The 25,627-nt window shown below is 49.5% G+C and carries 27 protein-coding genes; 19 read left to right on the top strand and 8 right to left on the bottom strand.

From position 1 onward, the window contains the following. The first annotated feature begins 62 nt into the window (after positions 1 to 62). From GY634_RS12105 to GY634_RS12040, 14 genes are read left to right on the top strand one after another with little or no spacing between them, the layout of a single operon-like run. Entirely contained in the window at positions 63 to 731 is a 669-nt protein-coding gene (locus tag GY634_RS12105; RefSeq protein ID WP_166408857.1) for an isochorismatase family protein, read from the top strand. A 3-nt stretch (positions 732 to 734) separates the two neighbouring features. Beyond that, positions 735 to 1,673 carry a polysaccharide deacetylase family protein gene (locus tag GY634_RS12100; RefSeq protein ID WP_166408855.1) on the top strand — a complete coding sequence of 313 codons (939 nt, stop codon included), beginning with the start codon at positions 735 to 737 and terminating at the stop codon, positions 1,671 to 1,673. Beyond that, on the top strand, positions 1,670 to 2,611 hold the full coding sequence (locus GY634_RS12095; protein WP_166408853.1) for a polysaccharide deacetylase family protein: 942 nt from the start codon (positions 1,670 to 1,672) through the stop codon (positions 2,609 to 2,611). The genes GY634_RS12100 and GY634_RS12095 overlap by 4 nt, the downstream gene beginning before the upstream one ends. Continuing rightward, positions 2,611 to 4,044, top strand: coding sequence for a 3-isopropylmalate dehydratase large subunit (leuC, locus tag GY634_RS12090; protein WP_166408851.1), 1,434 nt, complete (start codon positions 2,611 to 2,613; stop codon positions 4,042 to 4,044). Before GY634_RS12095 ends, leuC begins: the two co-directional genes overlap by 1 nt. Continuing rightward, positions 4,041 to 4,652 carry a 3-isopropylmalate dehydratase small subunit gene (leuD, locus tag GY634_RS12085; protein WP_166408850.1) on the top strand — a complete coding sequence of 204 codons (612 nt, stop codon included), beginning with the start codon at positions 4,041 to 4,043 and terminating at the stop codon, positions 4,650 to 4,652. Before leuC ends, leuD begins: the two co-directional genes overlap by 4 nt. Positions 4,653 to 4,711: 59 nt before the next feature. Continuing rightward, positions 4,712 to 6,121, top strand: a complete 1,410-nt coding sequence (locus tag GY634_RS12080; protein ID WP_166408849.1) for an FAD-dependent oxidoreductase — start codon at positions 4,712 to 4,714, stop codon at positions 6,119 to 6,121. Positions 6,122 to 6,167: 46 nt separating this feature from the next. Continuing rightward, the gene (locus GY634_RS12075; protein ID WP_166408848.1) at positions 6,168 to 7,379 is read left to right on the top strand and encodes an ABC transporter substrate-binding protein; all 1,212 of its coding nucleotides are present in this window, start codon (positions 6,168 to 6,170) and stop codon (positions 7,377 to 7,379) included. Positions 7,380 to 7,430: 51 nt separating this feature from the next. Beyond that, a complete protein-coding gene (locus GY634_RS12070; protein ID WP_166408847.1) occupies positions 7,431 to 8,303 on the top strand; it encodes a branched-chain amino acid ABC transporter permease in 873 nt (290 codons plus the stop codon). Next, positions 8,300 to 9,277 carry a branched-chain amino acid ABC transporter permease gene (locus tag GY634_RS12065; protein ID WP_166408845.1) on the top strand — a complete coding sequence of 326 codons (978 nt, stop codon included), beginning with the start codon at positions 8,300 to 8,302 and terminating at the stop codon, positions 9,275 to 9,277. The genes GY634_RS12070 and GY634_RS12065 overlap by 4 nt, the downstream gene beginning before the upstream one ends. Next, positions 9,274 to 10,023 (top strand): ABC transporter ATP-binding protein, encoded by a 750-nt coding sequence (locus tag GY634_RS12060; RefSeq protein ID WP_207625597.1) that lies wholly within the window; start codon positions 9,274 to 9,276, stop codon positions 10,021 to 10,023. Before GY634_RS12065 ends, GY634_RS12060 begins: the two co-directional genes overlap by 4 nt. Further along, complete coding sequence (locus GY634_RS12055) at positions 10,016 to 10,714, top strand: ABC transporter ATP-binding protein (RefSeq protein WP_166408843.1); 699 nt, start codon at positions 10,016 to 10,018, stop codon at positions 10,712 to 10,714. The genes GY634_RS12060 and GY634_RS12055 overlap by 8 nt, the downstream gene beginning before the upstream one ends. 21 nt (positions 10,715 to 10,735) lie before the next feature. Beyond that, the gene (locus GY634_RS12050; protein WP_166408841.1) at positions 10,736 to 11,602 is read left to right on the top strand and encodes an isocitrate lyase/PEP mutase family protein; all 867 of its coding nucleotides are present in this window, start codon (positions 10,736 to 10,738) and stop codon (positions 11,600 to 11,602) included. Positions 11,603 to 11,640: 38 nt separating this feature from the next. Further along, positions 11,641 to 12,390, top strand: a complete 750-nt coding sequence (locus tag GY634_RS12045; protein ID WP_166408839.1) for an aspartate/glutamate racemase family protein — start codon at positions 11,641 to 11,643, stop codon at positions 12,388 to 12,390. 14 nt (positions 12,391 to 12,404) lie between these two features. After that, positions 12,405 to 13,157, top strand: coding sequence for an aspartate/glutamate racemase family protein (locus GY634_RS12040; protein WP_166408837.1), 753 nt, complete (start codon positions 12,405 to 12,407; stop codon positions 13,155 to 13,157). A gap of 56 nt (positions 13,158 to 13,213) precedes the next feature. Here the strand turns inward: GY634_RS12040 and GY634_RS12035 are convergent, their stop codons facing one another. Next, positions 13,214 to 13,666 carry an Lrp/AsnC family transcriptional regulator gene (locus GY634_RS12035; RefSeq protein ID WP_135863419.1) on the bottom strand — a complete coding sequence of 151 codons (453 nt, stop codon included), beginning with the start codon at positions 13,664 to 13,666 and terminating at the stop codon, positions 13,214 to 13,216. A gap of 116 nt (positions 13,667 to 13,782) precedes the next feature. Here GY634_RS12035 and GY634_RS12030 point away from each other — a divergent pair, with 116 nt between their 5' ends. After that, a complete protein-coding gene (locus GY634_RS12030; protein ID WP_166408835.1) occupies positions 13,783 to 14,409 on the top strand; it encodes a LysE family translocator in 627 nt (208 codons plus the stop codon). On the opposite strand, the gene GY634_RS12025 is transcribed toward GY634_RS12030, so the two are convergent. Next, positions 14,341 to 15,306: a LysR family transcriptional regulator gene (locus tag GY634_RS12025; RefSeq protein WP_207625604.1), complete on the bottom strand. Its 966-nt coding sequence runs from the start codon at positions 15,304 to 15,306 to the stop codon at positions 14,341 to 14,343. The two genes, GY634_RS12030 and GY634_RS12025, sit on opposite strands and share 69 nt — an antisense overlap. Positions 15,307 to 15,471: 165 nt before the next feature. Here GY634_RS12025 and GY634_RS12020 point away from each other — a divergent pair, with 165 nt between their 5' ends. After that, complete coding sequence (locus GY634_RS12020; RefSeq protein ID WP_166408831.1) at positions 15,472 to 16,452, top strand: MFS transporter; 981 nt, start codon at positions 15,472 to 15,474, stop codon at positions 16,450 to 16,452. Between the two features lie 41 nt (positions 16,453 to 16,493). On the opposite strand, the gene tet is transcribed toward GY634_RS12020, so the two are convergent. After that, entirely contained in the window at positions 16,494 to 17,642 is a 1,149-nt protein-coding gene (tet, locus tag GY634_RS12015; protein ID WP_423227305.1) for a Tet(A)/Tet(B)/Tet(C) family tetracycline efflux MFS transporter, read from the bottom strand. Between the two features lie 69 nt (positions 17,643 to 17,711). Here tet and tetR point away from each other — a divergent pair, with 69 nt between their 5' ends. Together tetR and GY634_RS12005 are read left to right on the top strand one after the other, a co-directional pair. After that, complete coding sequence (gene tetR, locus GY634_RS12010) at positions 17,712 to 18,341, top strand: tetracycline resistance transcriptional repressor TetR (protein WP_166408827.1); 630 nt, start codon at positions 17,712 to 17,714, stop codon at positions 18,339 to 18,341. 171 nt (positions 18,342 to 18,512) lie between these two features. Next, the gene (locus tag GY634_RS12005) at positions 18,513 to 18,887 is read left to right on the top strand and encodes a hypothetical protein (protein ID WP_166408824.1); all 375 of its coding nucleotides are present in this window, start codon (positions 18,513 to 18,515) and stop codon (positions 18,885 to 18,887) included. Between the two features lie 265 nt (positions 18,888 to 19,152). On the opposite strand, the gene GY634_RS12000 is transcribed toward GY634_RS12005, so the two are convergent. From GY634_RS12000 to map, 5 genes are all read right to left on the bottom strand, one after another. Beyond that, entirely contained in the window at positions 19,153 to 19,842 is a 690-nt protein-coding gene (locus GY634_RS12000) for a MarC family NAAT transporter (RefSeq protein ID WP_278249036.1), read from the bottom strand. Positions 19,843 to 19,922: 80 nt separating this feature from the next. After that, positions 19,923 to 20,420: a disulfide bond formation protein B gene (locus GY634_RS11995; protein WP_166408822.1), complete on the bottom strand. Its 498-nt coding sequence runs from the start codon at positions 20,418 to 20,420 to the stop codon at positions 19,923 to 19,925. 28 nt (positions 20,421 to 20,448) lie between these two features. Beyond that, positions 20,449 to 21,153 carry a MarC family protein gene (locus GY634_RS11990; RefSeq protein ID WP_166408820.1) on the bottom strand — a complete coding sequence of 235 codons (705 nt, stop codon included), beginning with the start codon at positions 21,151 to 21,153 and terminating at the stop codon, positions 20,449 to 20,451. Between the two features lie 16 nt (positions 21,154 to 21,169). Next, a complete protein-coding gene (locus tag GY634_RS11985) occupies positions 21,170 to 23,728 on the bottom strand; it encodes a [protein-PII] uridylyltransferase (RefSeq protein ID WP_166408818.1) in 2,559 nt (852 codons plus the stop codon). A 7-nt stretch (positions 23,729 to 23,735) separates the two neighbouring features. Beyond that, on the bottom strand, positions 23,736 to 24,548 hold the full coding sequence (gene map, locus GY634_RS11980; protein WP_166408816.1) for a type I methionyl aminopeptidase: 813 nt from the start codon (positions 24,546 to 24,548) through the stop codon (positions 23,736 to 23,738). Between the two features lie 239 nt (positions 24,549 to 24,787). On the opposite strand from map, the gene rpsB reads away from it, so the two are divergent. Then, positions 24,788 to 25,558 carry a 30S ribosomal protein S2 gene (rpsB, locus tag GY634_RS11975; protein WP_166408814.1) on the top strand — a complete coding sequence of 257 codons (771 nt, stop codon included), beginning with the start codon at positions 24,788 to 24,790 and terminating at the stop codon, positions 25,556 to 25,558. The last annotated feature ends 69 nt before the right edge of the window (positions 25,559 to 25,627 follow it).

The raw sequence follows: 25,627 nt of genomic DNA, 5'->3' as shown, positions 1-25,627 counted from the left end.
ATTTTTTTAAATGTATTATTAATATAACATTAATACTTTAGAAATGTAACGAGGGTCTAGACATGGAAGCATCTGGGAAAACAGCGCGCGAACTATACGAACAAATCAAAGCTAAACCTGTTCGTCCACGTTTTGGTTTTGGCAAAAAACCTATTTTGGTGAACATCGATTTGCAGAAGTCGTACACCAACGTGGGGGAGTTTGCGACGGCTTACGAAACCGACCCAAAGCAGATGGAGCATGTAAATGGTTTGGCGGATGCGTTTCGTGCCGCAGGCTTACCTGTAGTCTGGACTTATGTTGCGTACATGGAATCGGGTGAAGATTGTGGTGTATGGGGTACCCGTAGTGATACGCCAGACTCATTACAGAACATCAAAGTGGGGTCAAGACGTGCTGAATTTGACGACAGATTGAAGATTGATCATGTGAAAGACATCATTATCAACAAACGTATGGCGTCAGCATTTTTTGAGACCAATTTGCGTTCATTGATGACGTGGCACGGTTGCGATAGCGTCATCTTGACGGGCGGGTCTACATCAGGCTGTGTGCGAGCAACAGTGGTGGATGGCATATCCAACGGGTATCGCATGATTGTGGCCGAGGAGTGCGTGGCTGATAAACATGAAAGCCCTCACTTTGCCAATCTGTACGACATTGCAATTAAGTACGGTGACGTTGTGCCTACCGCAGAGGTACTGGCTCACGTACAGAGCATGAAGGGGTAAGGCATGAGCCATACACAAGTCAGTGACCTTCAGCTCTACGATTATTTGCCTTATGACCAACGCCCTAAACTCGTGTGGCCTGACGAATCGCGTATTGCCGTATGGATTGCCCCCAATATTGAATTCTATGAATTAAACCCTGCGGCGAATGCCTCCAGAGCGGCGTGGCCACGCCCACATCCTGATGTGCAAGGCTACTCACACAGGGATTACGGGAATCGTGCCGGATGGCAGCGCATGATGCGTGCTATGGATGAAACCAACTTTAAAGGTTCGGTGTCGTTAAATGTGGCCTTGTGTGACCACCATCCAGAAATTATTAAAGCGTGTGCCGATCGTGGATGGGAGTTTTTCTCGCATGGTATCTATAACACGCGCTATGTGTATGGCATGGATAAAGAGCAAGAGCGTGCAATTATCCGCGATTCACGGCAGACCATTCACAAGTGGACAGGGCAATCGTTGGATGGGTGGCTATCACCTGCTTTGTCGAATAACCCTTGGAGTCTAGATGTACTGGCCGAGGAAGGGGTGCTCTATACCTGCGATTTATTTCACGACGATCAGCCTACACCGGTGAATGTCGCGAATGGACGCATGATTAGCATGCCGTATTCGTTAGAAATGAATGATGTGATTGTCTATAACGGCAATCAGTTCACACCGCGTCACTATGGGGAAATGATTAAGCGCCAGTTCGATCAGTTGTATGCAGAGGGTGCCGAGTCCGGCACGGTGATGTGTATTCCCTTACACCCTTATCTTGTAGGGCAGCCACATCGTATCGATGCTTTTGCTGAAGCGCTCGCCTACATCGCTGGGCATGAAGGTGTGTGGCAAACCACAGGGCGCGAGATAGCCCATCATTACTTAGCGCATTATTACGACGACGTATCGGCCCAGATTGCGGGCATCAAACAGGCTGCAGAGGTGACAAAATGACGATTGATGCTACGTATTTGAGCTATCCCCATAGGCACTACGGCATGGATCACGACCGGTACGAGTGGTCTGATCTGTTTGAGCGAGCTCCAGTGCAATGGCCTAATCAGGCACGAGTAGCGCTATGGGTGACGCCTATATTGCAATGGTTTCCGTTAAATGCACCCGCTAAACCATTCCGTGCACCGGGTGGTTTGACCATGCCTTATCCCGATTTTCGCCATTACTCTAGCCGTGACTATGGCAACAGAGTTGGCATATTCCGCATTATGCGAGTGCTAAAGGAATTGGGTATACCGGCATCTGTGGCGCTGAATGCGGCAGTGGCGGAGCGATATCCTGCCTTAGTACAAAGCTTGCTCAAACAGGATGTGGAACTCATGGCGCATGGTAAAGACATGGGGCATGTGCATCATGCTGAACTGAGTGAGCAAGACGAAGCACAGCTTATAGCTTCTAGCGTAGAGCTGTTGCGCCGTATGAGTGGTCAAGCTGTTACGGGTTGGCTGTCGCCTGCACGTAGTCAGTCTGCCAATACGATGGACTTGTTAGCAGCGCAAGGCGTGCGTTATTCCTGCGACTGGGCAAACGATGATTTGCCTTATGCCATGAAGGTAACCAGTGGCGAGCACTACGCCATGCCTTTGGCATTTGAAACAGACGACCGAGTTATTTTCCAAGAGTTTCATCAAAACGAAGATGAGTGGCTCACACAAATCAAAGATCGTTTTGATGTGTTGTATCGCGAGTCACAGCAGTACGGCGGACGCGTGATGAGTGTACCGCTGCATGCGTGGGTGTCTGGCGTGCCATTTCGTATCGCTAAAGTACGAGAGGCGTTGGAGTACATGTTGGGACACAGCGGTGTGTGGGCGGCGACGGGAACAGACATTTTAGATGCGTATTGCGCTTCAGTCGCGAAGGCTGGAGAGCGGTAATGTCCAGCAACAAGAAGGCCGTTGTGGCGCGCACTATGTTTGACAAGATTTGGGACAGGCACGTGATCTTGTCCCAACCGGATGGGCCGGATTTGCTATACGTGGACAGGGACCTTATTCATGAAGGCTCTTTCCATGCTTTTGCTGATCTACAGCGTCGTGGTTTAACTGTTCGTAAGCCCAAACAAGTATTTGGGGTGCCAGACCATTATGTGCCTACACGTTCGCGCACGGCAGAAGGCGCGGCAACCATAGAGCTCACGCACATGATTCAGCAGTTTGATCGCAACATGCAGTGGAGCGGTGTGAACCATTTCTCGTTGCAAGATCCACGGCAAGGCATTGTGCATGTGGTGGCGCCCGAGCAGGGAATTACGTTGCCTGGGCTTTTGGTAGTGTGTAGTGATAGCCATACCTCTACCAACGGGGCATTGGGAGCCATTGCTTTTGGTATAGGTCAGTCTGAAAACGCGCATGTGATGGCAACGCAGACTCTGTGGCAATCGCGTCCTAAAGTCATGCGTATTACGGTAGACGGGGTACGTGCTCAAGGGGTGTCAGCCAAAGATGTGGTGTTAGCCATCATTGCCCGTATAGGGGCATCCGGTGCCACAGGTTATGCCATTGAATATGCAGGGTCTGTCATACGCGACATGAGTATTGAGGAGCGTCTGACTGTCTGCAACATGTCTATAGAGGCGGGGGCGCGGTGCGGTATGGTGGCGCCAGATGACACTACCTTTGCTTATGTAAAAGGCCGAGCATACGCACCTGCTGGTGCATTGTGGGAGCAAGCTGTAGAGGATTGGCGCAATCTAGCCAGTGATGCCGAGGCGGTTTTTGATCAAGAAGTACTCATAGACGGCAATGCCATCACGCCGATGGTGAGTTGGGGGACCAGCCCTGAAGATGTCAGTTCAATTGCAGCGCAGGTGCCGGACCCATTGTCCTTTGACGATGTATCGCGTCAACAAGCCGTAGAAGCTGCGTTGCAGTACATGGATTTACAACCCGGCATGGCGTTGGAGGCGATAGCGATAGACATGGTGTTTATAGGCTCCTGTACCAATAGCCGTTTGGAAGACTTACGCGAAGCAGCAAACGTATTACGTGGCAAAAAGGTACGCGTGCCTACCATTGTGGTTCCAGGTTCTGGCTTAGTGAAAAAAGCAGCAGAAGCAGAGGGCTTGGGGCGTGTGTTTCAAGAGGCAGGAGCGCAGTGGTTGGAGCCAGGTTGTTCTAGTTGTGCAGCCATGAATGGTGATGTGGTACCGGCAGGTAAGCGCTGTGCCTCTACGTCTAATCGTAATTTTGTGGGTCGCCAAGGTAAAGGGGCTCGTACGCACTTGTTAAGCCCCGCGATGGCGGCTGCAGCAGCGCTATACGGTAAGTTGACCGATGTGCGCCACCTTTCAACCGAGGTGCAGGCATGAAAGCTTTTATATGTGTAGAAGGCGTAGCGGTACCCTTTGAACAACGCAATGTGGATACAGACCAAATTGTGCCGGGGCGCTTTCTGAAACGAGATCGCGCACTGGGGTATGGCGCCGTGCTATTTCATGACCTGCGTTTCACCGAGCTGGGCGATGAGATTGCAGAGTTTGTGCTAAACCAGCCCGCGTATCGTGACGCCACAATTTTAGTCACTGGTGAAAACTTTGGTTGTGGCTCCTCGCGAGAGGCCGCCGTTTATGCTTTAGCCGACTACGGTATACGCGCTGTGATCGCCCCCAGTTTTGGGGACATTTTCCATAATAACTGCCTGAAAAACGGGATTTTGCCGGTGTGTTTACCTGAGCACGTTGTTTCCCTAATCGGTGAGGCATTGCGTACCCAGCAATACCGCAGCGTGGTAGTGGATCTGGAAAATCAACAGGTGAGGTTACCCGACGGTACCAATTACCCCTTTCATGTGGATGCATTTTGGCGAACCTGTTTGCTTCAGGGTATGGATGAGTTGGAGCTTACCTTAAGCCACCAAGACAGTATTAGCAATTTCGAAGACAACTATTACCAACGCTACCCTTGGGCAAAGCTGTAGTACAGGCGTGCCCAGCTACTGGCTGGTCAAGGTGGTGAATGGGTTTGGGGAGACAGAATATGGCGATAAAGCCAGCCATAGAGGCAGAGTTTGAGTTTAGTGTGCCCGTAGTCATTGTGGGTGCTGGAGCCTGTGGGCTGACAGCGGCATTGTCCGTGGCCGAACAGGGTGTAGAGGTGCTGGTGCTGGAGCGCGATGAGCACCCTAGTGGTAGCACGTCGTTATCAGCGGGGTTGATTCCGGCAGCAGGTACGCAACTGCAAAAAGAAAAGGGCATAGCGGATACGGCGGAGCAGTTTGCAGCAGACTTAATGGCTAAAGCGCATTACAGAAATGATGCAGTAGTCGTTAACGCCGTAGCAACTGCTTCGGGGAAGACTATTGATTGGTTAATGCGTGAACACAAGCTGGATTTGCACTTGGTAGAGGGATTTCGCTATCCCGGCCATTCACAGTACCGCATGCACGGGCCGCGTTCTCAATCGGGGGCGGATTTAGAAAGTATGTTGCTGGCTGCGGCCTCACAGGCACAGGTAGACATTATGACCAGTGCTTCAGTGGAGGATTTATACGCCACCGAGCTAGGCGAAGTCGTAGCGGTTTCATTTAAACGTCCGGATGGATTGGTAGAGACAGTAGGGTGCGAAGCTCTGATTTTGGCGTGTAACGGTTTTGGCGGCAATCCAGAAAAAATAGCGCACTTTATTCCCGAGATGGTTGATGCCGAGTACTGCGGCCATACATCTAACACAGGTGATGCGTTGGACTGGGGGCTGGCGTTGGGTGCGCACGCGGAAGATTTAGGCTCCTATCAAGGGCATGGTTCGGTGTCGGTGCCGCATGGGTCGCCATTGACATGGGCGGTGGTGTCACTAGGGGGCATTCAGGTTAATCAACTGGGTAAACGTTTCGCCAACGAAATGCGTGGTTACTCTGAGCATGCCGAAGAAGTCCTGAAACAGCCCGGACAATACGCATGGAGCATTTATGATGCCCGCTGCGAACAGCCTGCCTTAGCTTTTCATGATTACAAAGAAGTGCAGGCTTTGGGTGGTATACGTCACGCAGACAGCATAGAAGAACTGGCGGCGGTTACTGGTCTGCCGTTAGAGGCACTACGTGAGCAATTAGAGCAGGTGCATAGCTATACCCAAGGCAAGCAACACGATCCTCTGGGTAGAAGCTTTACGCCAGAGCAGGCGCTGCAAGCACCCTATAGAGCAGCCAAAGTAAGTGGTGCACTGTTTCATACCCAGGGTGGGCTGACGGTGGATAGTCATGCCCGTGTATTGAAGCCAAATGGTGAGGTCTTGCCTAATCTTTATGCTGGAGGTGGCGCTGCACGTGGGTTTTGTGGGCCGGGAGCCGATGGTTATTTATCGGGTAATGGTTTGTTGACAGCCGTGGTGTTAGGGCGATTGGCAGGTTTAAGCGCCTGCAGCCAGCTACAACAACGTGACGACAATTAAAAAAGCTGGGTGTGCGCTACCGAGCACCCAATCAGGAGATAAGACAATGAATACATTTGATCAAAAACGCAGACAAGTGTTGAAGTATGGTATGGCCAGCGCCGTGATGTTAGGCGTTCCAGGTTTGTCTAGAGCGCAGTCTGTACAGCCCATTAAGGTAGGTATTCTACAGCCCGTCACAGGCACATTTGCGCAAGATGGTGGTTTGGGCCGCTTAGGCGCAGAGCTCGCCATCGCACACATTAATGCGCAGGGTGGTATTAAGGCGTTGGGTGGTGCGCCATTGGAAATGGTATTTGCCGATGCGCGCTCTAACCCCGAGGTTGCGGTACAAGAGGTAGAGCAACTGCATAATCAAGGTGTAGTGGCCATCGTGGGTGGTTTTGCTAGCCCCATTTGCTTGGCAGCTACACAAGCAGCTTCACGCTACGACATTCCTTATTTGGTGGATGTGGGGGTGTCAGACCAAATCGTACAACGGGGCTTAAAAAACACCTTTAGGTTTGCACCGGGCTTTGGCATTTGTTCGCAGTCAGCAATAGATAGCTTAGTCAACATGAACGAGTATGCTGGCAACCCCGCCAAAACGGTGGTGTTGGTGCACGAAGACGGTTTGTTTGGCTCAGGTTTGGCTAAGTTGATGCAAACAGAGTTGCCTAAACACGGTTTTGAAATCTTAGATGTGATCGCGCACCCAACACCCGCCAGAGACATGTCTAACGTGGCATTGCGCATTCGATCCTTACGCCCGGATCTGATTATCCCATCGTCATACTACGGTGAAACCGTATTGTTGATGCGTACGTTACAGCAACAGCGAGTACGCGCCAAAGGGATTTATGCGGTGTTGAATGGTGCTGCGTCTAATTTCAGGTTTGTGAAAGAGTTCCCACAAGCAGCCGAGAACATTATGGACTGCAACCACTGGAGCGATCCACGTAACGAGCAAGCTCAAGCGCTACGTAAGCAAGTGGAAGACAGTGGCACTACGTGGACATACAACATTGCACTGAATTACTCCAACGTTTTGCTGCTGGCTGACGCATTGGAGCGTGCAGGCAAGGCGGATCGCATCGCGGTGATTGAAGCACTGCAGACGTCTCAGTTTGATGGTCACATCATGCCATATGGCCCAACACGCTTTGTGGATGGCCAAAATATGGGTGGTGCACCCGTTGTGACGCAGGTTCAGCAAGGTGATATCAAGGTGATTTATCCGTCGGAATTTGCGGATGCTAAACCTAATTATCCGTTGTAAGTGAGAGTGGTCTGGGTATCTACGGATACCCATCAATGAGAGATAAAAATTATGTACTCAATGAGTATCGTAATCGAGGCAATTTTAAATGGTGTGCTGACTGGCTCTATTTATGCTTTGATCGCCTTGGGCTTAACGCTGGTGTATGGCGTGTTGCACATCATCAATTTTTCGCATGGTGCCATGTTAGCGGCATCCATGTTCTTGGTTCTATCGTTGAACCAGCATTTCAATTTAGACCCGTATATACAGCTTCCTATCATTGTACCCGCGTTGTTCATCGTGGGTTATGTGATTCAGCGCTTTCTAATTGGCCCAGGCAGTCATGGCAGGGATGAAAATATTCTGATTATCACCTTGGGTTTATCCATCGTGATTGAAAACGTGTTGCTGGCGATTTTTAGATCAGATGTGCGTTCGTTGTCATCGGATTACTCCTTTGATGTATTTGAGTTTGGCCCCTTTATTTTCTCGCAAGCTCGTGTGTTTGGGTTGTTTGCCTCGGTGCTGACGGCTGCCTTGTTGTGGGTGTTCTTGGCAAAAACCAATACAGGCAAAGCCATACGTGCTGTTTCTAAAGAGAAGCTAGGCGCGAGTTTGGTTGGGATTAATGTGAAGCATATTTATGCTGTCACCTTTGGTATTGGGTGCGCATGTTTGGCAGTGTCGGCATCGTTATTGCTCCCTACGTTTTATGTGTACCCCAGCATTGGTAGTGCCTTTGTATTAGTCGCATTCACGGTGGTGGTACTGGGTGGTATGGGCTCCATTGTGGGGGCTCTGGTAGGCGGTATTTTTATTGGCATTGTAGAAAGCTTATGTGGCCTGTTTTTAGGTGAAAGCCTAGGTCAGATTGGGATTTTCATCACATTTATCCTGGTTCTACTGTTTAAGCCCACCGGTTTTTTTGGAGCTAAAGCATGAAATTGAGTGCGTATTCCTCTATCGCCGCCGTGATTGTGTTGTTGATCGCACTACCGTGGTTTTCCTCCTCAAACGTAGTGATCAGCTTCATGATTTACACCCTGATTATTGCTATTGCTGCTCAGGGCTGGAACGTGCTGGGTGGGATGGCAGGGCAAATTTCGTTTGGTCATGCGGCATTTTTTGGCACAGGCGCTTATGTCATTAGTTTGTGGCAATTGAATTTGGGCTTAGGGGCGTGGAGTGGTCTGTTGGTGGGGATCGCAGCGGGTGCCTTAGTAGGCTGGCTGGTGGGTTTCTTATCGTTCCGTGCTGGGTTACGAGGTTCTTATTTTGCGCTGGTGACATTGGCGTTTGCCGAGGTGTTTAGAGTGCTCACCAATGCTTCACCGTTAATGGGTGGTGCGTCAGGTCTATTGCTGCCGATTAACTATGGTTTTGAACATTTGCAGTTTTCTAATCGCACGTATTTTTACTGGTTAACGGTTGCGGTGTTAAGTGTAGGTTTGATTGTGGTGCGCAAAATTTCATTCTCCCGCTTTGGTGCGCAATTGGCAGCGGTGCGTGAGAACGAAGATGCGGCAAAAGCTCTGGGTATCAATGTACTGAAGGTTAAATTAAAAGCGATCACGCTTTCAGGTGGTTTAGCTGCGGCAGCTGGGTGTTTGTATGTGCAGTATTTCCTCTATATAGATGCGAGTTTGGCGTTTGGGCCTAAGGTATCGGTAGAGGTGCTGCTCGCCAGTATGGTTGGCGGCTTAGGTACGGTGTTTGGCCCATTAGTAGGAGTGTTGGGATTGCATCTGTTGGGTGAGGGTGTCAAAAGCTTTACCGGCGAAATCCCAGGTGTGGATATGGCGATTTACGGTGGCGTATTGATTGTGGCGGTGTGCTTTTTGCCGCAAGGCTTATTGGGCTTGGGGCGTAAGTGGCGTATTCGTTCTGCTAAAGCTGAACAGGAGCAACGCACATGATTTTGCAAGCACAATCAATCACGATGCGATTTGGCGGTTTAGTTGCTATTAATGATGCATCGCTAGAGGTTAAGAAGGGCTCTATCACTGGCTTAATTGGCCCTAATGGAGCGGGTAAAACAACGCTGTTTTCGGTTGCTTCTGGATTTTTAAAGTGCTCAACCGGTCGAGTTATGTACGACGGGGTGGATATTACTGCTATGCCGCCACATCGTCGTGCCGAGATGGGAATGGGGCGTACTTTTCAGATCGTGCAGCCTTTTGCTGGTTTAAGCACCTTAGAAAATATTGTGGTGGGCGCTTTTCTTCGTCATAAAGATAGAGATGAAGCCGAAGCCGTCGCACGTGATGTGGCGCATAGAGTAGGGCTGGAGCATGCACTGCATCGTCCTGCAGCAGGGTTAACAGTGGCGGGTCGTAAGCGCTTGGAGTTGGCTAAGGCACTGGCTACAGAACCTAAGTTATTGCTGCTAGATGAAGTGTTGGCGGGTTTAAATCCTTCAGAAATTCGCGACATCATTCCGGTCATTGAAGGCATTAGGGCAGAGGGTATCTCTGTTTTGATGATTGAGCATGTCATGCAAGCAGTGATGAGTTTGTGTGACTACCTGTATGTACTGGCACAAGGGAAAATCGTGTCACAAGGTGAGCCACGTGCGGTGGTGAGTGACCCCTTGGTGATAGAGGCGTATTTAGGCCACGGTGCTGCAAACCGATTGGCGAAGCAGGAGCAACAGCATGCTTGAGATTAAAGCGCTCAAAGCGGGGTATGGCGCCGTGGAAGTACTGCGCGGAATCGATTTGCACGTAAAGGCCGGCGAAATAGTGGCGGTTTTGGGAGCAAACGGCGTAGGCAAAACCACACTAAACATGGTGCTGTCTGGAATGTTGAAGGTGAATGCAGGGAGCATTGATTTCAAAGGTGCAGCATTACCCAAAAACAGTGAGCACATTGTTAAAGCGGGTTTGATTCATGTGCCTGAGGGTAGAAAGATATTCCCTAATCTGGCGGTACATGAAAACTTAGAGCTGGGTGCTTACTTGCGTGGGCAAGCCAATAAGCAGCGCAATCTTGAGCGCATCTATGACTTATTTCCTCGGTTGCGTGAACGTATTAACCAGAAAGCAGGCACGTTATCAGGTGGTGAGCAGCAGATGTTGGCCATAGGTAGGGGCATGATGGCCGAGCCAGATTTTCTCATACTGGATGAGCCGTCATTGGGGCTTTCCCCTTTATTGGTGGAAGAAATGTTTGCCCTTATACAGCGCTTGAATCAGGAAGGGCTGACCATCATGCTGGTAGAGCAAAATGTGGTGCAGTCATTAGAGTTAGCGCATCGTGCTTACATTATCGAGAATGGGCGCGTGGCATTGTCGGGTGATGCCGAGTCCGTAGCAATGGACCCTGAGCTTAGACGTACTTATCTTGGTTTGTAAGACCACAAAAAAGGAAGAATCATGACACTAAAACAGATTTTGCAACGTGGCGAGCAAATCATTGCGCCGGGTGTGTACGATGCGTTGACGGCTTTGATCGCTGAGCGCTACGGCTTTAAAGCCTTGTACCTGTCTGGTGCAGGTATTGCCTACAGTAAGTTGGGGAGGCCTGACATAGGCTTAGTCACCATGACCGAAGTAGTGTCGACCATAGAGTTGATACGCGACCGTGTGAGTAGCCCCTTAATTGTAGATGCTGATAATGGTCACGGTAACGCGTTGAATGTGCAGCGTACAGTACGCATGTATGAAAGGGCGGGTGCGAATGCACTACAGCTAGAAGACCAAAGTTTACCCAAACGTTGCGGGCATTTGGCTGGGAAAGCGGTAGTCAGTGCAGCCGAGATGGTTGGGAAAATCAAAGCGGCTGTCGATGCGCGTCATAGTGATCAGACCCTTATTATTGCGCGCACTGATGCCATCGCGGTAGAGGGTTTTGAGGCTGCACTAGACCGCGCAGAGCGCTACGTGGAAGCGGGTGCCGATGTGTTATTTGTAGAGGCGCCAGCGAATCAAGAACAATTGCAAGCTATTTGCCAGCGTTTTGGTACGAGGTTGCCCTTGTTAGCCAACATGGTAGAGGGCGGCTCAACGCCTATGTATACGGCGCCTGAGCTGGGTGAGCTGGGCTTTCAAATCGTGATTTTCCCGGGTGGCATTGCTAGGGCGCTCGCCAAAACAGCCGATCAATATTATGACTCACTACACTTGAATTTAAGCAACATGCCTTTTAAAGACCGCATGTTGGACTTGAATGGTTTGAATGCCTTGATAGGCACGCCTGAAATGTTGGAGCACGGTAAGCGTTTCGAGGCAAATGCGCAATAACAGATACAGATAGCAGCACCATAATAATGGAGACAACCATGTATAAAGTTCTGGTATTAGTGCCATTTCCGATGGATGAAACAAACTTGCGTAAACGTGAGCAACAGCTGCAAGCGGTGAGTTTGGGGCCGGGCATACAGTTTGAATTCAACGCAGTACGTATTGCACCTGCCAACTATGTGAGCCAGCAAGATGCTTTGTTGGCTGATATAGGCATGATGGAAGCAGGGTTGGCAGCCGAAGAAGCTGGCTATGATGCGCTGTGCATTGATACGGTTAGTGATGCTGGTATGGCCGTATTACGTTCGGTACTCACAATTCCTGTGATCGGTGCAGGGCGCCACGCCATGCTTACAGCCCTAATGTTAGGGGATAGCTTTTCTATCCTCTCTATGTGGGACAGATGGAATCCGCTGTATCGCAAAATACTGGCTGAGTTAGGCTTGGCGCATAAATGTGCATCCATGCGCGCCGCGAATCTAGTGCCTAACAATCAGGTGTTATTGGGCGGTAGGGAAGCTGAAGTGTTTCCGGTACTACGCGATGTGGCCTTACGCTGTATAGAAGAGGATGGTGCGGACGTAATTGTGCTGGGCTCGACGACTATGCATGAGGCCCACGCCTACTTAGCTCAGCAGTTGCCAGTGCCTGTGATTAACCCAGGGCCTTTGTCCTATCGCTTAGCGCAGAATGCGCTGCAGCTAGGGTTGTCACACAGTCGTGCCACATACCCTGAACCACTGGCACCGCGCTTAGACACCTATAAGGCCATGGGCCTAGCGCTATAACGCAGGAGCAGATTATGTCCAGAATATTGGTAATTAACCCCTTTCCTTTAGATGAGGAAGGCGTCGCGCGTCGTGCAGCACAAGGTCAGCACGTAGAGCTAGATCCTAGTACAGAATTGGTCTATAGGCCTGTACGTGTAGGTTCTACCTCCTTTATGTCGCATCACGATTGGCTATTGGCGGATATAGGTATTTATGAAGCCGCTGTGGATGCAGAGAAAGAAGGTTTTGATGCGGTAGTGATCGATACCATGAGTGATTCGGGTATGGCGGCGCTACGCTCTGTGTTGAGTATTCCTGTCATAGGCCCAGGTAAAGCGTCTATGTTGTATGCCTTGACCTTAGGTAATAGTTTTTCCGTATTGGCTCAATGGAAACCCGCCTTGCCACGTTATAAGAAAGTAATCAGAGAGTATGGCTTAGAACGCCAATGTGCTTCTGTACGTTCCTTTGATATTGAGCCTGACTTTGTCAATCTTACTGAGGGCAAAGAAGATACGGTATTTCCACGTATGCTAGAAACAGCAATGCGTTGCGTGGAAGAAGATGGTGCAGAGGTAATTTGTTTGGGTTCTACTACCATGCACTTAGCCGCAAAGTATTTGGCCGAGCATTTGCCTGTACCACTGATTAACCCAGGGCCATTCAGTTATAAGTTGGCGGAAACGTTGCTAAGCTTAAAACTGACTCACAGTAGGCATGCTTATCCCTCACCGCAGGTGCGTAAAGATGAGTTAGTGCATGCGTTGGTGGATGCCGCTGTATAAGATGTATGGTAGCAGGTATGAAATGGCTCACAAATGTGGGCCATTTCTTATGGTGCTTACAACGGCAGTTCCCGATTCTGCACCAAATTCTTCATCACCAACGTAGATGTTAAGCGCTGCACCCCCGGCATGGCAGATAGCTGTCGGTCATACAGTACTTGGTAGGCTTCTAAATCTTTAACGACAATTTGCAGCATGTAGTCTGGGTCACCAAACAAACGCTTAGCTTCGATGATCTGCGGAATATCGATGACGGCGGCTTCAAAACGGTTGATGTTTTCTTGGTTACCATCACGCATGGTCACAAATACTACAGCTGAAAATCCTAAACCTAGGGCGAGTGGATTCAACTGTGCACGGTAGTCACGTATGGCGCCAGATTGCTCTAATGCCTTTAAGCGACGGTGGCAGGGGGACAGGCTTAAACCTACCCGTTCTGCCAGTTCGGTGATGGTTAAACGGCCATCGGATTGAAGTTCAGCAAGAATCTTCTTGTCAAAGTCATCCATTTGCAATTTTCTTCTAAAAATATGCTGTATTTAGTCTTTATTTGAAAGCACATTCTAATGGATTGGGGATATTCTTCCTATTAATTTTTGAGTGTGTTTAATCAATAGAGGTTAGTGTGTCGTTCAGCATTTTGGCGTCGTTTTGGCTGGTGTCTTTTTTGTTGGTGATTGTGCCTGGTATGGACTGGGCCTATGCGATTTCAGCCGGTATTCGGGGTAAGACGGTGGTGGCCCCTGCGGTGAGTGGTATGTTGTTGGGGCACTTGGCTGTTACAGGGTTGGTAGCCGCCGGGGTAGGGGCATTGGTAGCGGATATTCCCTATGCGCTAGATACGGTAACCATTGTGGGGGCGATGTATTTGCTGTGGTTAGGTGTGGGGATGATTCGCCACCCTGTGTCGCCACTGGCAGAGTTCAGTAATGCGCCTGATCGCCGTTTGCAGTGGATCGTTAAAGGCATAGGGGTGAGCGGTTTAAACCCTAAAGTGTTTTTATTGTTTCTAGCCTTGTTCCCACAGTTTGCAGATCCTGCCAGCAACTGGCCCTTGTCTGTACAAATGCTGACCTTAGGCGGTATACATTTGGTCAGTTGTGGTGCGGTGTATTTGTTGGTGGGCTATAGCTCGCAAGCGGTGTTGCAAACCAGGCCTGAAATGGCACATAAGGTTAGTCAGTTATCTGGTTTTTGTATGATGGCGATTGCTGCGGGTCTGCTGGCCGAGCTCATCATACAGCACAGCTAATGCGCCGCTGATCCCCAAGGCTGTTTCACTGATGCTGTCAATAAACGCCCGTAGTTTTGGGGATAAATCACGGCTAGAGGGCCACACTATCCAGATCGCAATAGGGGTGTCGTGAATACTGTCTTCTAAGATGGTGTGTAGTTGCCCTGTTTGTACATAGTCGGCCACGCTAAAGTCTGGCAAGCAGGCAAGTCCTTGGCCATTTAATACCAAGTGTGTGCGCATCTCTATGCTATTGCAGACAAAAGATCGGGGTAGCTCTAAAGCGTTGCCATCGGCGTCAGGGGGTAAGGGCCAAGGTTCTAGACGGCCATTGGTGGGAAAACGGTAGTGCAAACAGGTGTGCGCGAGCAAGTCTGCTGGGTGTTGGGGGCGTCCATGCTGGGCTAAATAAAGGGGGGAACCCACAAGCACACGACGTAGTTCGCCAATTTTACGTCGTTTTAAACTGGAGTCTGTGAGTGTACCCGTGCGTATGGCCGCGTCAAAGCCATCACCAATGACATCGACAATGTGGTCAGAGAAGTCCAGATCCAGTTCCACGTCGGGATAGCGTTGCATAAAACGGGCAATAGCCGGTTGAAATAAGCTGCTGTATTTGGGCAGGCTTACTCGTAATTTGCCGTGTGGCGTTTCGCTGGCATTGGTCATTTCTAGCTCGGCAGCTTCTACTTCCGCCATAATGCGCAAGCATCGCTCAAGAAAGCGTTCGCCATCCGCTGTTAACGCCAAGGTTCGTGTGCTGCGATGAAATAAGCGTACGCCTAAGCGGTCTTCTAAGCGGCATATGGCTTTACCTACTGCTGACGGCGACAACCCTAACTCACGTGCTACGGTAGAAAATCCCAGCTTTTCTGCTACGCGCACAAATACGCCAATACTGCCCAAGTTATCAATCATAAAGCGGCTCTTTTTAAGACAAAAATGTCCGAAGTGTTGATTACTCTAGCATATTTTTCTTATCTAATTTAAGCCCTAAGCTACTGCTTTGTTTGTGTGGTCACGCATTTTCTCGTTGTGGAGTAGGTGCTGGCTACCAATGATTTTTACAGTAGAGAAACCATGCATTACTCTTCACAGCCATCCGCTATGCGATGGCTTCAGTTGCTTGCAGCTTGTTTAACAGGGCTGCTGATTCCGTTGTGCTTTACTGGTCCAGCGGTAGTGCTACCTGCTATCAGTGCCGAGTTAGGAGGGACTGCCACACAGCTTAGTTGGATTATGAATGCGTATATCCTGAGTTATGGCGGTGCCGTGATGGTGTCAGGCAGTTTGACCGATATTTATGGGCGTCGACGTATTTGGTTGTTGGGACTAGCGTGGTTTTGCGCGGTTACCTTCGCGATCCCCTTCATGCCTTCTGTTGTGTGGGTCGATATCCTACGGTTGCTACAGGGATTGGGTGGCGCAGCCGCTTTTGCAGCAGCGATGACCTCGTTAGCTCCTCTGTTCGAGGGGGCGGCGCGTGCTAGGGCTTTTAGCTTGCTCGGCACTACCTTTGGGTTGGGGTTGTCATTCGGGCCATGGGTGGCTGGCTGGGTAGTAGAGATGAGTAGCTGGCAAGGCGTGTTCTATGTCACGGGTGGTGGTCAAGCGGTGCAATTACCGTTGTTGATAATAGGGGTTGGGATAGGGTTGCCATGGGGTCTGATGGATGCGATGGCGGTGAGTGTGGTTAGCCCTGATAGAGTAGGGATGGCAACGGGTATTTTTAATACGGTGCGTGTATCAGCGGATGGTGTTGCTATTGCCGTAGTCAGTGTGTTGTTGGCCACGTTAATACAGCAAGACCTACTTCAAGATTTAGGGCTATTAGCCGCCGATGATGTGATGAAAGGTGCTGGATTAGCAGCGTTGGGCGAGTTACGTGCGGCGACGACGTTGCTACCAGGGCTAGAGTCCCAGTTAGCGCAAAGCTATGCGCAGTCTTTTGTGCACGTACTGTATGCGTTGGCAGGGCTGGCGATGGTGATAGCCGTAGTCGTGTTTATGTTATTGCGTAGGCAGGGTGGTATTACGTACGAGGCACGAGCTGCTGCATGAGCAGTGTAAGGACGTTAGCGACTGGAATAATTTTCCAGTCGCTAACGTTTTTTTAATACCAGTAAACAAACCAGATACAGAGAAGCGCCCACTACCCAGGGCCAGCCATTCCATGATGTGGCTGAATACAACGCTGTAAAACCTAGAGGGCCAATGATGGCGCTAAGGTTAGTGAGGCTGGTGAGCGTTCCTTGTAAGGTGCCTTGTGCTTGTGCGTTAGCAGTGTTTGCGAGCCAAGCTTGTAGAGCTGGTAGGGCGATGCCACCTGTAGCAAGTAACCCTAATATAGGAAACACCATCCAGCTTTGGGTGGCAAAAGCTAAGCATAGTAGACCAATAGCATCGGTCATCGTGCCTATTACGATGGTGTGTTTTGCCCCGATTTTTTGCGTTAATGGCCCGATAAGAAACGCTTGGAAGATGGCATGGATAGCACCAAAAGCAGTCAAAGAAATACCTACCATTGCGGTATTCCAGTGGAAGCGATCTTCGCCATAGATGACCCAGAGAGAAGCAGGGACTTGGCCTATAAGCTGCAAAATAAAAAACACTACTAGTAATGCTGTGAGGCCAGCGAATATAGGTTTGGGGGCTATTGCTGTATGTGGCGGTTTGTTGGTGGTTGAGGCGCGTGGTGTGGCATGGCTTTCTTTAAGAGCGAAATAGGTTAAGACTAAGGCTAACCCGTTGAGTAGCGCAGCGGCTGCAAATGGGCCCTGTACGGATATGGCGCCTAGTGCTCCCCCAAGAGCGGGTCCTGTAATCAGGCCCGCGCCATAGCAGGCTCCCATGTAGTCAAACCATTTTGCGCGATCACTGCTACGGGTGCAGTCCGCAATCGTAGAGGCCGCTACAGCACCTGTGGCACCCGTAATACCCGCCAGTAATCTACCTAGGTATAACACCCAAAAGGTGGGTGTGGCTGCCATGATCGCGTAGTCTATAGTGGCGCCTGCTAAGGATGCGAGCAGAATAGGGCGTCTACCATAGCGGTCTGAAAGACGGCCCAATACCGGTGCGAAAATCACCTGCATAAAGGCATACAGTGAAAGCAAAATGCCATAGTGAGTAGCAATGTGATGAGTGGGTAGAAACTCGCGTAGTAAAGCGGGCAGTACAGGCATGATGAGCCCAAGGCCCATGGCATCCAGAGTGACGACGAACAGTACTAGCGCTAGGGTTTTGTTGATGTGAGGAAATAGAGGCATAATTGTGATAAATTTATCATTGATAAATTATCGACACAAGGATAACGTTGGATGGCAAAACTAGACAGAGATAAAGTGATTCGTGCAGCGTTAGAGCTACTTAATGAAGTGGGCGTTGACGCGCTGACTACACGCAAATTGGCAGAGAAGCTACAGGTACAGCAGCCAGCGCTATATTGGCACTTTCAAAACAAAGAAGCCTTGTTGTCGGCGTTAGCTGAGGCCATGCTAGCAGAGCGGCACACGCACTGTTTTCCTGCGCAGGGTGAAAGTTGGCAAGAGTTTTTGACTAATAATGCCCGTAGTTTTAGAGCGGCATTGCTGGCGTATAGAGATGGGGCACGCATCCATGCCGGCACTGGGCCCTCAAGTCCACAGTATGCAGCGATAGAAGCACAAGTGCGTTTATTGTGTGCTGCAGGGTTTAGCGGGGCTGATGCGCTAAGGGTTTTAATGACGATTAGTCATTACACCGTGGGGGCAGTGCTAGAGCAGCAAAATACACAGGCAGCGGCTATAAATAGGGGCAGAGAGCTGCTGTGTGGGGCTGAAGCACCAGAGTTTTTGCAGCATTTGTTTTCGGATCAATCTTTGATGGATGCAGAGCCTGCATTTGACTATGGCTTAGCGGCGATGATTAATGGTTTTACGGTGTTGTTACACAAGGATGCAGGAGCTTGAGTTGAACATCGCTGTACTTTTTGTTTTATTCGGAAATAAGTTTTTCAAATTTAACAATGTATTGGATTATTGTTTTTTCATCCGTGGTTTATAATCCCTGCTCAAAATTTTGTAAAAGCAGAATTTTGTTTTATGTGGGTTAAAAAATTATATATAAATCGGGAAGCTAGAGTGAAAAAATTAAGTCCTAAAAATTCGCTAATCATCGGGGTAGTCCTGCTAGTGCTGAGTGCACTGATTTACTGGAAAAGCCAAGACCCAGGTATTAGCTCTGCTGAGCAAGCAGCGTGTGAAAAGCAAGTGCTTGCTAACTACGGTAATAGTGCTGATGCATTAATTGGTCAGTGTAAAACCAGTGTAGGTTTTGTGGCGATGATGCAAGCTCAATCAGGTGGTGCAGGTTCTGCACGTGATGTAGCTCAAGCAATCAGCTCAGCTAACCAAGGTGATTTTGGTGGCCACATGATTTACATGTTCTTGATGGGGTTGTCGCTAGCGCTGGGTTTGGGCTTGCTGATTAACGGTATCAAAGGCATGAAAAAATAATAGAACAAGCGGTCATGGCGCATAAATCTTTATTGGATTTATGCGATTTTTTTAAAGTAAAAATAATTAAATAGCTATTAATTTAAAATCATTAACTGATTATTGAGATAATAATAAATTTAGTTAATAAAATGCAAAAACTACTTTAGCCTGTGCTCGTGGCATTGATGGTGCCACGCTTACTACGGCTGCATTCGTTATGCCAGCAGGGTAAGCACTGCATCACTGTGCTGCATAATGCGTCAGCATACTGCAGCGTTGCTATTTAGATGACTGGCGCGCCATGTTGCGTGATGATTTCCAGTATGCCGTTAATCACGAACTGAATACCCATACACACCAGCAAGAACCCCATTACGCGGGCGATGGCTTGTACACCACCTTCACCCAGAAATTTGTTGATAGTGTTTGCGCTACGTAGGCAGATCCAGAATATAACGCCTAACAGTAGGAAAACCAGAATAGGGGCCAGAATGATGGTGAGCGTGGAGTAATGCACGGCATCAGATTGCATGGTGGCCGTCGCACTAATAATGAACGCGATAGTACCGGGGCCTGCGGTGCCAGGTAGTGCCAATGGCACAAAAGCGATATTGACCGCCTTGCGCTGTGCCAGCGCATCGGCGTTTGCATCGGCCTCTGGCATAGACTGGTTATCTTGTGTGGGGAACAGCATGGTGAAGCCAATGAAGGCCACAATAAGTCCACCCGCAATGCGCAGGCCAGGAATAGATATTCCAAAGGAATGCATTACCCATTGGCCGGCAAAGTAGGTGACCAACATAATCAGCACCACATACACAGCAGCCTGATTAATTTGTTTGTTGCGTTCTTGCAGAGGGATATGACGGCCCAATGACAGCAGCAACGTCATGGAAGTCAGTGGGTTGGCCAGTGGGAGCATTAAGGTTAGCCCCAGACCAACTGCGGTAAACAGCTCGATGATTTGATCCATAAACTCAGGTGTGATGGTATGTGGATGCCAGCGGCAAGAGGCCTCCAGTGTAGGCCACAATGTGTAGCGATGTTACGGTGTTAAGCGTGATGTGCTGGTTTGGTAAACAGAACGTATAACAGCGCGAGTAAGCATACGGCAAATAAGCCCATCCCCCACAGTGCATACTCAATACCCAGCAGTTCGACGCGCGCATCCATGCAGGTGGCATAGATGCCAAATAACGATGGGAATTGGCTTTCTAAGCCTGACTGGGTCATGATGCGGTCGGCCAATGTTTGGTCACACGAGAAGCTGAGTGATGCCACGCTGTACTGGTGCCACGCGGCCCAAATACCGCTAGCTGATAGCAGGGCACTTAACAGTGTGAGCAGTTTACCTAAGAGGTTTAGATTCAGTTTTAGTGCGACACCGGCGAATAAACATCCCACACCCACAGCAATAAGCATTAAGCGTTGTAGTACGCACCATGCGCAAGGGCGCATGCCAAACATGTGTTGGGAAACCAGTGCTATAGCCAATGCGATAAAGCACAGTCCAGATAGCAGGAACAGCAATCTCGTGGAGGTAGAATTCATTGTGGATGCAATAAAAAGGGCTAAGGGTTTAGGTGCGTGTGGCGTTAGCGGCTTCGATCAGTAGGTTCAAAACTAAGTCATGCACGCCATCCCACACAATTTGTACGCCTAGGCACAGCAAGATAAATGCGGATAAGCGCATCAGCACGGCGGTACCAGTAGTGCCTAGCTTATAAAGAAACTGCGATGCAAAACGTAAGCACATGTATACCACTAAGGCGGCTGCTGCAATGGCGGTCACAGAGCCAGTTAGCTTACTGGCGGTAAGCGTTGTGGTGGTGTCGTGTAAGGTTACCCCAACCGTTAAGGCTGCGGAGATAGAACCTGGCCCACAAAGCATAGGAAATGTTAAGGGGTAGAAGGCTTTTGAGCGTACTTTCTCAAACGAGTATTGTTCTACTATGTCTTGTGCATGGCTGGTGTCAGGGTCGGTGGCAACCACTAAATTCCATGCGGTAGCAATGACTAATAAGCCGCCACCTATACGAATAATAGGTAAGGAAATACCCAGGAAGTCCAACACCAAATTACCCGCTACCAAGGCGATGCCCAACATAATAAAGATGTTGATGCAGACGCGTTTGGCGAGCTCATTTCGTGCAGATACCGAGGCCCCTTCTGTGAGCGTTAGAAAGATAGGGGCGGCAGCCGGTGGGTTAAGCATGGGAAGCAGGGTGGCGATGGTAAATAGAAAACTTCTACCAAAATCCAACCATAAGACTGAATCTGTCATTTACATAATCCAGAGATTAAAGCGTGTCAGCGAGTTGTCGCTCGAAATGTTTGAAATGGGTTTGGTGCTGCAAGTGTTCGCTGTAAAGCAAAAAGCTATCTTCTACCCGTTGGCCTAGCGTCATGATTTTGGCAGATTTTAGATTGATACCATTGCTGACAAAAACTTTAGCGAGACTATACAACAGTCCTTTGCGATCGCTGGTGACTATTGTGAGTTTCCAGAGGTGCGTACCGTGCAAGCTAAGTTCAAACGTAGGAGTAATGGGGAAGGCACGAGCTTGGGCTTCGTAAGGCGCGATATAGTCTGTGGGCTCGGGGTCGTCTGCAGTGGTGCTTTGTTGCAGCCAATGCTCTAGGCTGAGCTTTAATCGCTTAGCAAACGATGGTTGTTGAGCCGTTTCCGGGGGAACCTCTACCACAAAGGTGTCCAGCGCCCAGTGATTTTGAGTGGTGTAGATACGGGCATCTTGAATGCCCAAACCGTTTTGATCAAAAAACTGGCACAAATGCATGAAGAGGTCGGATCGGTCGGGCGCGTAGACCATGACTTGATGCAAGTGATCATTGCCCAAGGCGTGTACCGAGGCGTAGGCAAAGTTAGCCTGTTCCCAAATAGGGCATAGCTCATGGCTGTGCCAAATGATGTCTTCGCTGTCGTGGCGTAAGAAGTAGTCGGTATCTAAGATGCCCCAAAACTTCTGTATAGCATCCAGCGTTAAGCCTCGTTCAAGCAGTTGCTGTTGGGCAGCCTGTTTGCGCTGTGCCAAAAAACTGCCTGTAGGTAAAGTGTTTTGGTGGCGTAGCGCCTTATGGGCAAGGTGATACAAATCATCCAACAGCTTGGCTTTCCACGTATTCCAGATATTGGGGTTGGTGCCCTTAATATCGGCAATAGTCAGCATGTAAAGTGCATCTAGGGTATGCATGTTGGGTAGCTGACTTGCAAACTCTTTCACTACAGCAGGGTCGTAAATGTCGCGCTTTTGGGCAACCAATGACATTTGCAGGTGCTCACGTACTAAGAACACCACCAGCGTGGTTTGCTCATCGCTTAAACCGTGCTCTGCACAAAACTGTTGCGCATCAATAGCACCAAGTTCCGAGTGGTTGCCACCACGGCCCTTCGCAATATCGTGAAACAAGGCGGCAATATATAACACCCAGTAATCGGTGAAATCAGTAGCAAGTTCTGCGGCTAGGGGGTGTTCGTTAGCATGGTCAGCCATGCAGAACCGGCGCAGATTACGTATCACCATCAGGGTGTGTTGATCCACCGTGTAGGTATGGAATAAATCGTGCTGCATCTGGCCAACAATGCGTCTAAACGGCGGCAAGTAGCGAGGCAAAATGTTCAGCATGGTCATCAGACGCAACGCGTGCAAGACGCCTCGTGGCTGCTGCAAAATCTGTATAAATAATTGCCTGTTTTCTGGCGTGCTACGAAAACGTTCGTCTATTAGGCGGCGATGATGCCAAATGGCGCGCAACGTAGAGGCATTCATGCCTTGCAGTTGCGGCTGCTGCTGTAGGTGTAGAAAACTACGAAATAACAGTGCAGGGTTTTGCGGTAATTGCTCTGGTGCGCGTAGATGCAAGCGGTGATTCAGAATTTCAAAATCATCGTCTAGCGGCACGGGTAATGGGTCAGAAGCAGGCAGTAGATGCTCTTCCAGTTCCTGCATGAAAATCAGGTTTAATTGGGAAACAACGCGTGCGGCCCAATAATAACGCTGCATCAGCACTTCACTGGCTAAACGCCCATCACTATCTTGAAAGCCATAGAGCTTTGCTAGGCGTGGCTGTACATCAAAGAGCAGCCTGTCTTCACGTCGTTCGCACAGTAAGTGCAACTCAACCCGTAAACGCATAAAGGCTGTGCTGACGCGTTTAATGGCACGTAATTCGGCTTCGTCCAATAAGCCGGTGGCGGCAATATCAGACCAGGTGTCACCTAAGCCGGCGGCTTTGGCTACCCAAAACAAGACTTGCAGGTCGCGTAGCGCGCCTGGGGATTCTTTGCAGTTAGGTTCTAGTGCGTAGGCTGTGCCTTGATAGCGCAGATGTCGCTGGCGCATTTCAGCGCGTTTAGCCAAGAAAAAAGCCTGAGGGTTTAAGGCATCATGCAGTTGGATTTGTAGCTCTTTGACTAAGGCAGAAGAGCCACAAACCCAACGGGCGTCTAAGAGTGACGTCTGTGTGGTGATGTCTGTGCGTGCTTCGCTGACACATTGTGTGACCGTGCGTACGGCGTGTGCCGCTTTTAGTCCGGTATCCCACAGCGAGGCAATAAAGGCCTCTACTTGTGCTGCAATGGTAGGAGTAGGCGCAGTGGGCAAAAGGATCAAGATATCCAGATCAGACTCAGGGTATAGCTCTTTACGCCCATATCCACCTACGGCGCACAGAGCGCACTCAGTGGGTAGTTTGGACAGCGCAAAGAGTTTTTTGAGTGTTTGATCGGATATTTGGCTGAGTCTGCGCAACAACGGTTCCGCGCGATGGTTGCGCTGGAACCGTTCTATGGCTTTGCGTCGTCGCAGTTCGTGACGCGAGCGTATGGCGGCGATTGCCACGTTGGGGCTAGGCCTTATAGCCTTTTACAAACGCAGGTGGTGCAGGCATATCCGGAGAGATGGTAAGCACTTCGTAGCCTGTTTCGGTAACCAGAATGCTGTGCTCCCATTGTGCAGACAAACTACGGTCGCGAGTCACGACAGTCCATTGGTCTGGCAAGGTACGAATATCACGACGGCCAGCGTTGATCATGGGCTCAATCGTGAAAATCATGCCGGGTTTTAGCTCTACACCGGTGCCGGGTTTGCCGTAATGCAACACTTGTGGGTCTTGGTGGAACTTTTGACCAATACCGTGACCGCAATATTCACGTACGACGGAGTAGTTTTTGGATTCGGCGTGTTGTTGAATCACGTGGCCGATATCGCCCAAACGTGCGCCAGGCTTGACCATATCAATGCCTAGCCACATACATTCGTAGGTGGTTTCTACCAAACGTTTAGCCAAAATAGACGGCTCGCCCACAAAATACATACGACTTGTGTCACCAAACCAACCGTCTTTGATTACGGTGACGTCGATGTTCAGGATGTCGCCGTTTTTCAATGCTTTGTCGCCAGGAATACCATGGCAAATAACGTGATTAACGGAGGTGCAAATAGCGCCCGGAAATGGCGGATAGCCAGGAGGGGCGTAGCCTACAGTGGCAGACTCTACATGCAATGTGTTGGTGATGAAGTCTTTGCAGAGCTCGTCCAATTCAGCCGTAGTAATGCCAGCACGTACATGCGTACCTAGGAAGTCCAGGGTGGCTGCAGCAGCCTGGCAGGCAGCGCGCATTTTATCTAAATCAGCGGGATCGGAAACAATAATACTCATGATGACTTGAATTAAAGCGTTTAAAAATAGTAAAATTACGGACTTACCCGTATTTCGCCACTAGTCTTTACTTCATTGTATAGCTTTTGAGAGAGTCTTGCGGCGGCATGGGTAAGACTTTTATTTATGTAAATCGCGTGCCCATTTGTCTCGGGGTGTCTGGAAGATTGCCTAGTTTTTAGTGCAAGATCCCTACCGGATACTGAATGGGTACAAGACCTAACCCTTGTGAGAACAGCATGTCTTTAATGCGTGAAATGTTGGAAGCCGGCGTACACTTCGGCCACCAAACCCGTTTCTGGAACCCAAAAATGGCTCAGTACATTTTTGGTCAACGTAACCGTATCCACATCATCAACCTGGAAAAAACGGTTGTCAACTTCATCGACTCTCAAAAGTTCATCACTCAGCTAGTGGCTCGTGGTGGTAATGTTTTGTTCGTAGGTACTAAACGCGCTGCGCGTGAATTGGTAGCTGCTGAAGCCGAACGTTGCGGTATGCCATACGTAGACAGCCGTTGGCTGGGCGGTATGATGACCAACTTCAAAACAGTTAAAACTTCTATCAAACGTCTGAAAGACATGGAAGCTCAAGTGGCCGAAGGTGCACTGGAGCGCATGACTAAGAAAGAAGGTCTGCTGTTTGAGCGTGAGCTGGAAAAACTGCACAAATCCATCGGCGGTATCAAAGACATGAACAAGCTGCCAGACGCACTGTTCGTGATCGACGTTGGTTACCACAAAATTGCTGTTGCTGAGGCTCGTACATTGGGCATTCCAGTAGTAGCAGTTGTTGATACTAACCACTCCCCAGATGGTTTGACTAAAGTTATCCCAGGTAACGATGACTCGGCTAAAGCTATTGCGTTGTACGCACGTGGCATGGCTGATGCCGTTCTGGAAGGCCGTAACCAAGCTCTGAGCGGTTTGGTTGAAGGCATCCGCGAAAACGAAGAATTCGTTGAAGTGGAAGAAGTTGAAGTTGTCGAAGAAACCGACAGCGAAGAGTAATCTCTTCTCTTAAACCCTGCCTTGTGCAGGTGGCGACTGTTCGTGCCATGATCCCTGAATAGTCGCCGC

The sequence above is a fragment of the Paenalcaligenes suwonensis genome (genome assembly GCF_011290505.1).
Taxonomy (GTDB): Bacteria; Pseudomonadota; Gammaproteobacteria; order Burkholderiales; family Burkholderiaceae_B; genus Paenalcaligenes; species Paenalcaligenes suwonensis.
The sequence above is the reverse complement of the archived record's forward strand: the minus strand, read 5'-3'. Positions and strand labels throughout refer to the sequence as shown.

Bases quoted from the DNA above. Each gene is read 5' to 3' on its own strand.
- GY634_RS12105 (WP_166408857.1), top strand. From the start codon at position 63: ATGGAAGCATCTGGGAAAACAGCGCGCGAACTATACGAACAAATCAAA.
- GY634_RS12100 (WP_166408855.1), top strand. From the start codon at position 735: ATGAGCCATACACAAGTCAGTGACCTTCAGCTCTACGATTATTTGCCT.
- GY634_RS12095 (WP_166408853.1), top strand. From the start codon at position 1,670: ATGACGATTGATGCTACGTATTTGAGCTATCCCCATAGGCACTACGGC.
- leuC (WP_166408851.1), top strand. From the start codon at position 2,611: ATGTCCAGCAACAAGAAGGCCGTTGTGGCGCGCACTATGTTTGACAAG.
- leuD (WP_166408850.1), top strand. From the start codon at position 4,041: ATGAAAGCTTTTATATGTGTAGAAGGCGTAGCGGTACCCTTTGAACAA.
- GY634_RS12080 (WP_166408849.1), top strand. From the start codon at position 4,712: ATGGCGATAAAGCCAGCCATAGAGGCAGAGTTTGAGTTTAGTGTGCCC.
- GY634_RS12075 (WP_166408848.1), top strand. From the start codon at position 6,168: ATGAATACATTTGATCAAAAACGCAGACAAGTGTTGAAGTATGGTATG.
- GY634_RS12070 (WP_166408847.1), top strand. From the start codon at position 7,431: ATGTACTCAATGAGTATCGTAATCGAGGCAATTTTAAATGGTGTGCTG.
- GY634_RS12065 (WP_166408845.1), top strand. From the start codon at position 8,300: ATGAAATTGAGTGCGTATTCCTCTATCGCCGCCGTGATTGTGTTGTTG.
- GY634_RS12060 (WP_207625597.1), top strand. From the start codon at position 9,274: ATGATTTTGCAAGCACAATCAATCACGATGCGATTTGGCGGTTTAGTT.
- GY634_RS12055 (WP_166408843.1), top strand. From the start codon at position 10,016: ATGCTTGAGATTAAAGCGCTCAAAGCGGGGTATGGCGCCGTGGAAGTA.
- GY634_RS12050 (WP_166408841.1), top strand. From the start codon at position 10,736: ATGACACTAAAACAGATTTTGCAACGTGGCGAGCAAATCATTGCGCCG.
- GY634_RS12045 (WP_166408839.1), top strand. From the start codon at position 11,641: ATGTATAAAGTTCTGGTATTAGTGCCATTTCCGATGGATGAAACAAAC.
- GY634_RS12040 (WP_166408837.1), top strand. From the start codon at position 12,405: ATGTCCAGAATATTGGTAATTAACCCCTTTCCTTTAGATGAGGAAGGC.
- GY634_RS12035 (WP_135863419.1), bottom strand. From the start codon at position 13,666: ATGGATGACTTTGACAAGAAGATTCTTGCTGAACTTCAATCCGATGGC.
- GY634_RS12020 (WP_166408831.1), top strand. From the start codon at position 15,472: ATGCATTACTCTTCACAGCCATCCGCTATGCGATGGCTTCAGTTGCTT.
- tetR (WP_166408827.1), top strand. From the start codon at position 17,712: ATGGCAAAACTAGACAGAGATAAAGTGATTCGTGCAGCGTTAGAGCTA.
- GY634_RS12000 (WP_278249036.1), bottom strand. From the start codon at position 19,842: ATGGATCAAATCATCGAGCTGTTTACCGCAGTTGGTCTGGGGCTAACC.
- GY634_RS11995 (WP_166408822.1), bottom strand. From the start codon at position 20,420: ATGAATTCTACCTCCACGAGATTGCTGTTCCTGCTATCTGGACTGTGC.
- GY634_RS11990 (WP_166408820.1), bottom strand. From the start codon at position 21,153: ATGACAGATTCAGTCTTATGGTTGGATTTTGGTAGAAGTTTTCTATTT.
- map (WP_166408816.1), bottom strand. From the start codon at position 24,548: ATGAGTATTATTGTTTCCGATCCCGCTGATTTAGATAAAATGCGCGCT.
- rpsB (WP_166408814.1), top strand. From the start codon at position 24,788: ATGTCTTTAATGCGTGAAATGTTGGAAGCCGGCGTACACTTCGGCCAC.